Source organism: Rhodanobacter sp. FW106-PBR-R2A-1-15, from assembly GCF_058789735.1.
The window spans coordinates 72,787-85,128 of record NZ_JBYTEM010000002.1 but is presented as its reverse complement, the minus strand read 5'-3'; the positions used below and the strand labels follow the sequence as shown (position 1 = coordinate 85,128).

The following is a 12,342-nucleotide window of genomic DNA, read 5'->3' as shown; positions in this document are numbered from 1 at the left end:
CGTTATCGCTGCTTCGTCAGTGCCAGCATAGAGTCAAGAACGAGGTGGTGACGATACCCGGTGTGAATGTGCCAGGCGATCAGTCAATCGTCGTCGTCCACACGACCCGCTGGCCGGTCGTTTCAGATTCAATTGTCCAGAGCACGCTTAACGAATAATTGAGAAGTCGTTGAGTGGGGACGCGCGGGTTGCTCATTACTGTGCCGACGATGTCATAGCGCGCAGGGATATTCGTGGCCCCATCCGTCCGTCTCACCGTTGTGGTGCCCGCGTACAACGAAGCGGAAGTGCTCCCCCTGTTTCATGCGCGTCTTGTCGGCGTGCTCGATGGGATGGCGCTCGATGCGCGGGTGATCTATGTCGATGACGGAAGTCGCGATGGCACATGGCTCGTACTCAACCGGCTGATGGGCCAAGACCCGCGCATCGGCGCGCTGCGCTTGAGCCGCAACTTCGGCAAGGAAGCCGCACTGACCGCGGGTCTCGACGCCGTGACGGATGAGGCCGATGCCATCGTCATCATTGATGCCGATCTGCAAGATCCGCCCGAACTTATTCCTGAACTGCTGGCGCGCTGGCGCGCTGGCTACGACGTGGTTTACGCCACTCGCGAACACCGTGAAGGCGAGAGCTGGTTCAAGCGAGCGACGGCACATCTCTTCTACCGTTTGATGGCGCGCATGGCGGCGTTCAACGTGCCGCACGATACTGGTGATTTCCGCCTGATGTCGGCGCGTGCGGTGGCCGCGCTGCGCCAGTTGCGTGAGCGCCAACGTTTCATGAAGGGCCTGTTCGGCTGGATCGGCTATCCCCATACGGCGGTGATGTACCAGCGCAGCCCTCGCCAAGCAGGTCGCACCAAATGGAACTACTGGCGGCTGTTCAATCTGGCGGTGGAAGGCATCACGTCGTTTTCCATTCTGCCGCTGCGACTGGCCACGGCCGTGGGTGTTGCGACGTCGGTGTGCGCCTTCAGCTATGGCGCAGGGGTCTTTATCAAGGCGGTGCTGTGGGGTGATCCGGTCAAGGGTTATCCCTCACTGATGGTGGTGGTTCTGGTGCTGGGCGGTCTGCAACTGCTGGCATTGGGCGTGCTCGGCGAATATCTCGGCCGTGTATACGCGGAAGTCAAACAGCGGCCGATCTATCTGATCGAGGCGGCGTGTCAGGTGCTGGCGATGCCCTCGCCACGCGGCACCGACACACCGCCATCGGTGGTCGCCGCATCGCTCCCCATCAAGGATCCTCGATGAGCGTCAAGCACACGGTTCAAAATGACGCTCGCACCGCGGGTGCCTGGTACGCGCGATTCAGCGGGGCCGCCTTGTTGCTGGGGATCGGGTGGCTCGCGGCCTGGTTTTACGGACTGGCAGGCCGCTCGCTTGGCGAACCGGATGAAGGGCGGTATGCAGAAGTCGCCTACGAGATGTTGACCCGCGGCGACTGGATCACGCCCCGCCTGGATGGTTTCAACTTCTTCGATAAGCCGCCCTTGCATTACTGGGCCAGCGCGACCGCCTATGCGCTCTTCGGGGCGCATCCGTGGAGCGCACGCCTGTGGTGCGCGCTCACCGGATTGCTGGCGATCGTGGCGATCGGCTGGGCCGGTGCGCGGCTATTCGGTCGTGAAGCAGGCGGTTACGCGGCCGCCATACTCGGAAGTTCGTTACTGTTCGCTTTCGCCGCGCATATCAACACGCTGGATATGGGGGTCACGGCGTTTCTCGCGGTGGGCATGGCGTGTTTTCTGGTGGCGCAGTTCGATCCGACCGCGCGGCATCTGCGCACACGACTGAACCTGCTGATGTGGGCAGCGCTGGCCCTGGCGGTGCTTTCCAAAGGACTGATCGGCGTGGTGTTTCCCGGCATGATCCTGGGCATCTTCATGCTGTGGCAGCGTGACTGGGGGGTACTGCGGCGCGTGTCCCTCGTGCCCGGTGTACTGGTGCTGCTGGTGCTGTGCGCGCCGTGGTTCATTTTGATATGCCGCCTGCATCCGGATTTCTTCGACTATTTCTTCATCCGGGAGCATTTCACGCGGTTCTTGACCTCGGCCGACGGTCGCTCCAAGGTCTTTGGGTTCTTTCTCCCCGTCGTGATCCTCGGCATGTTTCCCTGGACGTTGCTGTTGCCATGGAACAGGACCGGGTGGCGTGCTATCGGTGCCAGCCAACCCGCACAACGCTTCCTGTTGGTCTGGGTGAGCGTGGTCTTCGTGTTCTTTTCGGCCTCGCATTCCCAGCTACCGTTCTACATTCTGCCGGTGTTTCCTGCCTTGGCGCTGTTGCTGGGACGCGCGGCCACGGTTCTGCCGCTGCAGGCCCTGGCGCGCCGTTTTTGGTTGATCGCCACTCTGGCGACCCTCAGCGCTGCGATAGCCATCGTGGTCATGCTCGCTGCACGCACGGCGATTCCGAAACAGGTATTGGAGGACGTGTTGAGCGGGGTGTCGTTGGCCTTGTTGCTGATGGCGGTCGCCGCGATGGTGGGTACGTGGGCCTTGCATCGTGACCGTCGCCGCACCGCCATTCATGGGCTTGCCTTGGCCACCCTGATCGGATGGCAGCTTTCGCTGGTGGCATCGCAGCCCTTCGTCGACATGCGCTCCGCCGCACCCGTCGCTCGTCTCATCCAGCCCGAGCTCGGGCCGCACACCGAGGTATTCACGGTGAATGCGTATTTACGAGGGTTGCCGTTTTACCTTGGGCGCCCCATCACCGTGGTCGACCAAAATTCCGATGATCTGACGCCCGGCTTGGCGTCGCGGCCGGACGGCTACATCGCCGACCTCGCCACGTTCGAACAGCGCTGGCGCTCCAGCAATGATGCGATCGCCCTGGTCGCGGACAACCTGGTGGGACAACTGCGGAGCGAGGGGCTGCCGTTTCGTGAGCTGGGCCGCGAAGCGACCGGTGTCATTATCAGCCGACACGAAACGGCACCACCCCCACGGGCGATGCCATGAGGGGGACACCGATGATGCGTGATGGCAGTTGCCCGAAGGCGTATGTCGCACCAGGCACGTTCCCGTGAAGAACCGATTGATCTCCTGCGCGGAAGATTCATGAACAAGCACGTTACACGCATCGTGGTCGTCGGCCTGGCACTCGGTTTGACAGCCTGCGCAAGCTATCGGCCACGGCCGATTGAACCGGCCGCCACCGTCACTGCGTTCGAGCACCGCTCGTTGCACGATCCGAGTCTGCAGGCGTTTCTGCAGCGAAACGACTCCGCGTACCACCCGACCACGGGGCCATCCTCGTGGGATCTGCGCTCCCTCACTTGGGTGGCTCTGTACTATCAGCCGGATCTCGATGTGGCACGCGCCAAATGGCGCGCCGCCGAGGCAGCAGTGATCACGGCCGGCGCCCGTCCGAATCCGACGTTGGATTTCACCAATCAATACAACGTCGATGCCCCTGCTGGCGTGTCGCCCTGGACGGTGGGCCCAACAATCAATGTACCGATCGAGACGGCAGGCAAACGCGGCGACCGGATTCGACAGGCGCAGCAACTGGCCGAAGCGGCACGCTTGAATATCGCGGAGACCGCGTGGCAAGTCCGCCGTCGCGTGCGCAGCAGCTTGCTTGGCGTGTATCCCACCGTGCCCTTGCTGCGTCGACAACAGGAGCGACAAGCGGAGCTGGTCAGGTTGATCGAACGGCGGACTGCAACGGGGGAAGCGTCGCAGCCGGAGCTCATCCAGGCGCACATCACGCTCAACCAGCTCAGCTTGAATCTGCAGGAAGCGCAGAAGCGTCTTGCTGAAAACCGGGTGCAGTTGGCGTCGGCGTTGGGTCTGCCGGTGAGTGCGCTCCATGGCGTCACGCTGTCGATGACGACGTTCGAGCATATGCCACCCCTGAGCGCGTTGCCGTCGCATGACGTGCAACGTCAAGCGCTGCGGGATCGCCCCGATGTCCGCGCTGCGCTGGCCGACTACGAAGCCAGTCAGGCCGCGTTGCAAGGCGAAGTGGCCAAGCAATATCCCGACATCACGCTCGGTCCGGGTTTTCTGTGGGATGCCGCACAGGCCAAGTGGTCGTTGGGGCTATCGCTGGTGCTGCCGTTGTTCAACCACAATCAGGGGCCGATCGCCGAAGCCCAGGCGCATCGCCAGCAGGCGGCCGCCAATTTTCTTGCCGTGCAAGCGCAGGCGATCGGCGAAGTCGACCAAGCGCTGGCCGGCTATCGCCAGGTTGTCGGCAAACTTGGTACCGCCGATACCTTGCTGGCGGCCCAACGCAAAGCGGCGCGCTCAGCCGAGGCGCTGTATCAGGCGGGCGAAACGGATCGGTTGAGTCTGATCGGCGCCCAGGTGGAATTGGCCGCGGCCGAACTGGCCCGTCTCGATACCCTCCTGCAGGCCCAGCAATCGCTGGGCGCGCTCGAAGATGCCATGCGGCACCCCTTGGGTGCACTTGCGACCGACATTCACACCCTTGAAAACGCGCCCCGCATGCAGGATTCCCAGCCATGAACAAGAAATCCATTCTCGCGGCCATCCTGGGCGCCATCGTGCTGGCTCTGGCGGTCTGGGGATTCCTGGCTGGCCAGAAGGAGCGCGCCACGGAGGCCCAGCGCGAGGCTCCGGTGAAGGCGCCGTCGCGCGTGTCGCAGGTGCAGGATCAAACGGCGGTCACGCTGGATACGGCGGATCAGAAGCAGAGCGGGATCGTCGTGGTCGCGCAACAGGCCATGGCCCATCGTCCGATGCTGCAAACGTTCGGAACGGTGCTGGATGTAGCGGATCTGATCGCGTTGCGCAACGCCAACGTCGCCGCCCAAACCCAGGTGGACAAGGCCGAGGCGGCGCTGCAGGCTTCCCACGCCGAATACCAGCGACTGCAATCGTTGCATCGCGACGAACGCAATATTTCCGACAAGGTCTTGCAGGCGGCCGCCGCGGTATGGCATGCCGACCAAGCCGCTTGGCGGGCGGCGCAAGCCGCGCTGACCGCCGCGCAGCAGACCGCAAGCCAGCAATGGGGCGACGTCTTGGCCAAGGCGGCGGATGCGAATATGCCGCTGTTCACGCGTCTGGTCACTCGCCAGCAAGTCCTGGTCCAGGTGGTGTTGCCGGCGACCACCGCACTCGCCCAGCCCCCTGCCCAAGCGCGCGTGCAGAGCGTCAATGGTGACTTTCACGCCGCCACCTTGATCTCGCCCGCGCCACGCACCGATCCCCGTCTGCAGGGGGCCAGTTTCTTCTATGCCGTGTCGGCCGAAGGTCTCTTGCCGGGCATGGCGGTCACCGCGTATCTGCCCTCGGGCACGTCGTTACAAGGCACGATGATTCCCGGCTCGGCGGTTGTGTGGTGGCAGGGTCGATCGTGGATTTATAGCCGCAACCAGCCTGACCGTTTCGTGCGCCATGCGTTACCGGTCGACAACCCGGTGGACGGCGGCTGGTTCGTGGCCCAGGGGTTTGCTCGGGGCGAACCGATTGTGGCAACGGGCGCGCAATTGTTGCTCTCGGAAGAGCAGCGGTCACGCATTGCCGTAGGTGAAGACGGAGACAAGCAATGAGGCAGGACGCGCCGGGGCTGCTGGCGGCGATCGTCCGCTTCTCGTTGCGGTTTCGTGGTGTGGTGCTGGTGCTGGCGGGCATCCTGATTGTCTATGGCACGCTCACACTGTCGCGTAGCAAATACGACGTGTTTCCGGAATTCGCCCCGCCGCAGGTGTCGATTCAGACCGAAGCGCCAGGGTTGGCGCCCGAACAGGTGGAGGTGTTGGCGACCCAACCGATCGAGAACGCGATCAACGGCCTGCCGGGGCTGCAGGCGCTGCGATCGCAATCGATCCAGGGCTTGTCGGTGATCACCATCACCTTCAATCCGGGCAGCGACATCTATCGGGATCGGCAGAATCTCGGGGAGCGTCTCGGTGCGCTTGCCACCCAGTTGCCGCAAGGCGTGCAGGTGCCGGTGATGTCGCCGCTGACCTCCTCCACCAGTGTGGTGCTGGATATCGGCCTGACTTCCGACAAGCGATCGCTGATGGAGCTGCGCACGCTCTCCGACTGGACGCTGAAACCGGCGTTGCTGGCGGTACCGGGCGTCGCAAAGGTTGCGGTGTTCGGGGGCGATACCAAGGAATACCAGGTCCAGATCCACCCGGAGCAATTGCTCAAATACAATCTCGCGGTCGACGACGTCCTGACGGCGGCGCGTCGGGCCACGGGTGTGCGTGGTGCCGGGTTCATCGACACATCCAATCAGCGCATCGTCCTGCAGAGCGCCGGGCAAGCGCTCACCGTGCAGGAAATCGCCGGTACCATCGTGCGGCATCAGGCGGGTGGAAATGTCACCTTGGGTGACGTCGCGCAGGTGGTCGTTGCCCCGGAGCCGCCCATCGGGGCGTCCTCGATCATGGGCCATCCGGCCGTCCAGTTGGTGATTTCCGAGCAGTACGGTGCCAATACACTTGAGGTCACTCAGAGCGTCGAAAAAGCGCTGGCCAGTATGAAGCCGGGCCTGACCGCGCAGGGCATCACCTTGCATGCCGATCTATTTCGTCCCGCCAACTTCATCACGACGGCGACAGGCAACATCAAATCTTCGCTGATGATCGGCGGCGTGCTCGTCGTGATCGTGCTGATGCTGTTCCTGTACAACCTGCGTACGGCCGCGATCTCGCTGGTGGCGATCCCGTTGTCGTTGCTCGCCGCCGTGACGGTATTGGAATATTTCGGCTTCAGCCTCAACACCATGACCTTGGGCGGCCTGGCCATCGCCATCGGTTTGCTGGTGGACGATGCGGTGATCGTGGTGGAGAACATCTACCGCCGGCTGCGCGAGAATCGGCATGCCGAGGTACCCCGCGCCGTCTTCACGGTGCTGCTGGACGCTTCGCTGGAAGTGCGCAGCGCGGTGGTCTACGCGACGCTGGCGATCGCGTTGGTGTTCATTCCCGTGCTGACCATGTCAGGCATCGCAGGGCGCCTGTTCGCGCCCTTGGGCATTGCCTATGTATTGGCGACGCTGGCCTCGCTCCTGGTCGCCATGACGGTCACCCCCGCCTTGTGCTACTTGCTGCTGGCCAACCGCCCCTTGCCGGAAAGCGAAGCGCCGTTGGTGCGTTGGACCAAGGATCGTTATCGCGGCATGCTGTTGCGTGTGGAGACCAGCTATCGCGTGGTCATGACGGTGGTCGTAGTGGTGACGTTGATGGCGGTGGCGGCGCTGCCGTTCTTCGGAGGCAGCTTTCTGCCGGAATTGCGCGAAGGCCATTTCATCGTGCACATGTCGGCGGTGCCGGGGACCTCGCTGCAGGAGTCGATACGCATCGGCAACCATGTGACCGCCGCACTGCTGAAGCTGCCCTTCGTCCGTTCGGTGTCGCAAAATGCCGGGCGTGCCGAAAAGGCCGACGACACGTGGGGCACGCAATACAGCGAGTTCAACGTCGATCTCAAACCTCTCAGCGGTGATGCGGCAGAAGCGGCTGTCTCGGATATTCGCAAGGCGCTGGCACCATTTCCCGGCGTCAACTTCGCGGTCAAGACCTTCCTGACCGAGCGTGTCGAAGAAACCCTGTCGGGCTTTACCGCCGCCGTGGCGGTCAATATCTACGGCAACGATCTGGACACGCTCGACGCCAAGGCGGCGGACGTCGCGAAGATTCTGGCGCAGCTGCCCGGCGCGGCGGATGTCCAAGTGCAGTCACCGCCGGGTACGCCGCAGTTGGTCGTACGCTTGCGCAAGCAAGCGCTGGCGCATTGGGGATTCGATGCGGTGACGGTGCTCGACGCCATCCGCACCGCCTACCAAGGCGATCAGGTCGGCCAGGTCTACGACGGGAACCGCGTGTTCAATGTCTCGGTCATCCTCGCGCCCCAACAACGTGGCAAGGTGGCCGAAGTGGGTGCCTTGCCGATTCGCAACGCCGCCGGCACGTATGTCCCACTGAAAGAACTGGCCGACGTCTATGAGGATGCGGGGCGCTACGTCGTCTTGCATGATGGTGCCCGGCGCGTGCAGACCGTGACCGCCAACGTGAGCGGGGGCAACGTCTCGGCTTTTGTCGCCGCCGCCCAACAGCAGATTGCCGCCAAGGTCGCGCTGCCGCCCGGCAGCTACGTGGAGTTTGGCGGTGCGGCTGCGGCGCAGAGCCAGTCCACGCATGATCTGCTGATCAATTCGCTGATCGCCGGTGTTGCCATCATCTTGTTGTTGTTCATGGTGCTCGGCAGCACGCGCAGTTTGTTGCTGGTGCTGGTCAATCTGCCGTTCGCGCTGGTCGGTGGGGTACTGGCGGTGTTCGCCACCGGCGGCGGCCTTTCCATCGGCTCGATGGTGGGTTTCGTCACCTTGTTTGGCATTACCCTGCGCAACTCGATCATGCTCTTGTCGCACTACGATCATCTGGTCAATGTCGAAGGCATGACATGGGGACCGGAGGCTGCCCTGCGCGGTGCGCAAGAACGCCTGTCGCCCATCTTGATGACCGCGCTGGTCACGGCCTTGGGGCTGTTGCCGCTGGCGATCGGCAGTGGCGCTCCGGGTCGCGAGATCGAGGGGCCGATGGCGCTGGTCATTCTCGGCGGATTGGTCACCAGCACCGCGCTCAATCTGCTGGTGCTGCCCACGCTGGCCCTGCGTTACGGTCGTTTCCAGCGCGATACGCCGGGCGACACCCACCCCGCGGAGGCTTAGCGGCCATGTTGCGTGTGCTGCTTGTCGAAGATAACCGTGACTTGGCAACCACTCTGTGGGATTACCTGGAGCTGCATGGCTTCGCGGTGGATCATGCTTTCGACGGTATGACCGGGCTGCGCTTGGCGTTGACGGGCACGCACGATCTGATCGTGCTGGATCTGGGGCTACCGCGGCTGGATGGTCTGGAGGTCTGCCGCCAGCTTCGCGCCGCCCAGCACGATGTGCCGGTGTTGATGCTGACCGCTCGCGAGACGCTGGACGACAAGCTGCGCGGTTTCGCCGAGGGTGCGGACGATTATCTGGTCAAACCGTTCGCCATGAAGGAACTGGTGGCGCGGCTGCATGCTCTGCATCGGCGCGTGCAGCCCCCCCTTGGCGCGCCCTTGCGGGTCGCCGATCTCGAATACGATGCCGCCCGTTTTCGGGTCAGGCGCCAAGGTGTTTCCGTCTCGGTATCCCGTGCAGGCCTGCGCTTGCTGGAGGTTTTGATGCGTCGTTCGCCGCTCGTGGTCAGCCACGCCGACCTGGCCCGGGCACTATGGGGCGAGGCAGTGGGCGACGCCAATGCCATGCGCACACACCTGCATGCCCTGCGCCAGGCCATCGACAAGCCGTTCGACAAGCCGCTGCTGCATAGCGTGCACGGGATCGGCTACCGTTTGGCGGATGACGATGCGCCTTAGATTCACGCTCCGCACCCGGATTGTCTTGGCGTTCCTCGCCTTCGGGGTGGTGCTGTCGAGCTTGTTCGCCGCTGTGGCGTTGACCTCCATGGCCGACTTCGAACGCATCCTGATGACGGAGTTGCTGCAGGTCGAAACCAGCAACCTCATCGCGCACCTCCACACTCAACCAAGTACACCCCTGCCAGCCTCCCAGCGGATCTATGCGTATGTGAGTCGGGCGAGCGACCGCCATGATGTGCCCGCGGAAATGGCCGCCCTGCCACCGGGGACACACATACTGGATCGCGAAGGGGATCGGGAGACGTATGTCGCCGTCTCCGACGACGGCACCCAGCGGTTGTACTTCGTCATCGATCTGAGCGACATCGCCCAGCGCGAAACGTTTCTGCGTTGGTTGATGGCCGGTGTCATCCTCATAGGTACGCTGGTCTCCGGCGCGCTGGGCCTGCTCTTGGCCGGGCGGTTGATTGCACCGGTTCAGCGACTGGCGCAATGGGTCGAAGCATCGGCGCCGCCCCGCCGCGACGATCGCCTTCGCACCCACTTCGCCAATGACGAGGTCGGTGCGCTGGCGGTCGCCTTCGAGCACTACCAGGCACGCCTGGATGCGTTCCTGACGCGCGAACGGGAGTTTACCGCCGACACCAGCCATGAATTGCGTTCACCGCTGTCGGTGATCCAGGCCAGCGTCGATCTGCTCGCAGAAGACGCCACGGTAGGTCCTTCCGGTCAGCGCGCCATCCAGCGCGTGCGTCGACGTACCGCCGAATTGACGGATCTGCTCGATACGCTGCTTTACCTGGCCCGTCACGAGACGGAGGTGGCGATCGTTGCCGAACCCATTCCTGTGCGTGCCACATGGCAGCGCCTCGTCGACGCACAGACGATGCCTCCATCGACACCCGTGCAACTGCACGGCGATGCAAGCATCACCGTGTTGGCGCCCCAACGTGCTGTGACGTTGGTGTTTGGGCAATTGCTACGCCGAGCGGGCGAGCTCTCGGACGGGGCCGTGGTGTCCATAGTCATCGCATCCACGGGCATCGAGCTGAGCCCATGGCCGCAGGTTGGTGAGATGACGAACGCGAGGATTGACCAACGGCGGTCCGACAATGGCTTTGGGTTGAGCTTGATCAGTCGTCTTTGCGAACGGTTGGGATGGACGGTGCGATGGCCACAGCAGTCCGGTGAGCCGCTAACGCTCACCCTTGCGGACTCCAACCATGCATGACGGCCGACCCGATAAGCCACGGACTGCTTCTAACCCGGAAGATGGGGACGTACGGAACCGCATCCGGTTCGCTGAAGACGACCGATGAGGTCAACCGTTTCCAAGACCATCATCGTGCTCGGCTTCGTGAGCTTCCTCAACGAACTGTCATCGCAGATCGTTGCGCCGCTGATTCCGCTGTTGCTGGTCACGACGTTGGGTGCGGGTCCGGTGGCGATGGGCCTGGTCGACGGCGTGGCGGACGCGGTCGCCAGCGGAGTTCGTCTTTGGGCCGGTCGTCGCTCGGATGTGCGTGGGCGCCGGCGCAAGATCTTCGTCGTCATGGGCTATGGTCTGTCGAGCATCGCGCGACCGCTCGTGGGACTCGCGCTCAACTGGCCGGTCGTGATGTTGCTGCGCAGTCTCGACCGCGTCGGCAAGGGGGTGCGTGGTGCCCCCCGCGATGCGTTGGTGGCCGATGCCACGCCGGCGGCATTGCGAGGGCATGCGTACGGCATCAATCGCGCCCTGGATTACGCCGGTGCGGTCGGCGGCAGCCTGATCGCTGCAGCGGCATTGCTGTGGATCAGCCATCGCATCAGCGTGGTCATCATGCTGTCGGCCATTCCCGCGGCCCTCGCGCTGGTGGTTTTGATGACTCTCGTCAAGGATGTGCCGGCGAAAACGATCAAGCCCGGAACGACGCCAGCGCCTTTGCGTTGGCGTGCGTTGACTGTTCCGTCGCGGCGCTTCCTGACCGTCTTCCTGCTTTTTGCCTTCGCCAGTGCGTCGGAGAGTTTCATTCTGTTACGTGCTCACGAAATCGGTATGGGTAACGTCCAGGTGCTCCTGCTTTGGGCCGTGTTGTGCGCCGTGCAAGCCGGGGTCGCCTGGCGTGCCGGGAAGGTTTCCGACCGTTTCAACAAAGTCACGGTCGTGGCCTCCACCTGGTTGGCCTACGGCGTGGGCTTGCTGCTGTTCGCGTTCGTGGAAAATATCCTGGGCCTGTGGATCGTCGTGGTCGTCTATGCCTTGCTCAGCGGCATCGGCGAAGGCGCGGAAAAAACGCTGGTCAGCACATTGGCGACGGAAGCGGACCGCGGCACCGCCTTCGGATGGTTCACGATGATTTCGGGGTTAGGAGCCATCCCTGCCGGGTTGATGTTCGGCGTCATTTGGCAGCAGTCCACCGCAGGCATCGCGTTCGGGGTGTTCGGCGTCCTGGCCATCGTGAGCGGGGTACTGTTGTGGGTGATCTTGCCGACACAGCGTGCGGCAACTATCTGAAGGATGGATAGCGTGCTTATTCAATCGGCTATCGCCAGCGAAAAGCAAGTGCTCCCTCTCCGCGTCAACATTCAATGAGCTATTCAAGCATGTTCCTCCGATCGATCACCTTGAATGATGGCGTCCGCCGAACCTTCTTCTTTCTTCTAGCAGGTGGTACGGGATTCCTACTCTATTTTTGCATTTCGATGGTTTTGCATTATGGGTTTCGCGTCGGCGAGGTCGTTTCGGCGATCTTTGGAACTTTACTGCCGATCCCGCCGACATTCTGGATGCAGCGCCGGCTCACGTTCCAAAGTGATACGCCAAAGAGACAGGCGCTTCCGCGCTATGCGGTGCTCCAGCTGGGCAATGCGGCAGTCGTCTCGGGGCTCACCGCATTGGGAACAAAAATGGGACTGTCGGGGGGCCTGATATTCCTCATCGCGGGAGTCACAGGCGCTTTGATTTCCTATGTCGTACAGTCAAAGCTGGTGTTTCACGAAAACTAAATTCA

General features: G+C 62.9%; 9 protein-coding genes. All 9 read left to right on the top strand.

All coding sequences use genetic code 11. From position 1 onward, the window contains the following. The first annotated feature begins 233 nt into the window (after positions 1-233). Entirely contained in the window at positions 234-1,253 is a 1,020-nt protein-coding gene (locus tag AC3WTD_RS01555; protein WP_015447884.1) for a glycosyltransferase family 2 protein, read from the top strand. Continuing rightward, positions 1,250-2,965 (top strand): glycosyltransferase family 39 protein, encoded by a 1,716-nt coding sequence (locus AC3WTD_RS01550; protein WP_015447885.1) that lies wholly within the window; start codon positions 1,250-1,252, stop codon positions 2,963-2,965. The genes AC3WTD_RS01555 and AC3WTD_RS01550 overlap by 4 nt, the downstream gene beginning before the upstream one ends. A gap of 99 nt (positions 2,966-3,064) precedes the next feature. After that, positions 3,065-4,480, top strand: a complete 1,416-nt coding sequence (locus AC3WTD_RS01545; protein WP_015447886.1) for a TolC family protein — start codon at positions 3,065-3,067, stop codon at positions 4,478-4,480. Continuing rightward, the gene (locus AC3WTD_RS01540; RefSeq protein WP_015447887.1) at positions 4,477-5,529 is read left to right on the top strand and encodes an RND family efflux transporter; all 1,053 of its coding nucleotides are present in this window, start codon (positions 4,477-4,479) and stop codon (positions 5,527-5,529) included. The genes AC3WTD_RS01545 and AC3WTD_RS01540 overlap by 4 nt, the downstream gene beginning before the upstream one ends. Continuing rightward, positions 5,526-8,660 carry an efflux RND transporter permease subunit gene (locus tag AC3WTD_RS01535; RefSeq protein ID WP_015447888.1) on the top strand — a complete coding sequence of 1,045 codons (3,135 nt, stop codon included), beginning with the start codon at positions 5,526-5,528 and terminating at the stop codon, positions 8,658-8,660. Before AC3WTD_RS01540 ends, AC3WTD_RS01535 begins: the two co-directional genes overlap by 4 nt. Positions 8,661-8,665: 5 nt before the next feature. Next, on the top strand, positions 8,666-9,346 hold the full coding sequence (locus AC3WTD_RS01530; protein ID WP_015447889.1) for a response regulator transcription factor: 681 nt from the start codon (positions 8,666-8,668) through the stop codon (positions 9,344-9,346). A gap of 25 nt (positions 9,347-9,371) precedes the next feature. After that, positions 9,372-10,580, top strand: coding sequence for a sensor histidine kinase (locus AC3WTD_RS01525; protein ID WP_235642846.1), 1,209 nt, complete (start codon positions 9,372-9,374; stop codon positions 10,578-10,580). 84 nt (positions 10,581-10,664) lie between these two features. After that, complete coding sequence (locus AC3WTD_RS01520) at positions 10,665-11,846, top strand: MFS transporter (protein ID WP_015447891.1); 1,182 nt, start codon at positions 10,665-10,667, stop codon at positions 11,844-11,846. 89 nt (positions 11,847-11,935) lie between these two features. Then, positions 11,936-12,337 carry a GtrA family protein gene (locus AC3WTD_RS01515; RefSeq protein ID WP_015447892.1) on the top strand — a complete coding sequence of 134 codons (402 nt, stop codon included), beginning with the start codon at positions 11,936-11,938 and terminating at the stop codon, positions 12,335-12,337. The last annotated feature ends 5 nt before the right edge of the window (positions 12,338-12,342 follow it).

Coding starts and splice junctions, on each gene's coding strand:
- AC3WTD_RS01530 (WP_015447889.1), top strand. CDS start 8,666: ATGTTGCGTGTGCTGCTTGTCGAAGATAACCGTGACTTGGCAACCACT.
- AC3WTD_RS01545 (WP_015447886.1), top strand. CDS start 3,065: ATGAACAAGCACGTTACACGCATCGTGGTCGTCGGCCTGGCACTCGGT.
- AC3WTD_RS01540 (WP_015447887.1), top strand. CDS start 4,477: ATGAACAAGAAATCCATTCTCGCGGCCATCCTGGGCGCCATCGTGCTG.
- AC3WTD_RS01535 (WP_015447888.1), top strand. CDS start 5,526: ATGAGGCAGGACGCGCCGGGGCTGCTGGCGGCGATCGTCCGCTTCTCG.
- AC3WTD_RS01520 (WP_015447891.1), top strand. CDS start 10,665: ATGAGGTCAACCGTTTCCAAGACCATCATCGTGCTCGGCTTCGTGAGC.
- AC3WTD_RS01515 (WP_015447892.1), top strand. CDS start 11,936: ATGTTCCTCCGATCGATCACCTTGAATGATGGCGTCCGCCGAACCTTC.
- AC3WTD_RS01550 (WP_015447885.1), top strand. CDS start 1,250: ATGAGCGTCAAGCACACGGTTCAAAATGACGCTCGCACCGCGGGTGCC.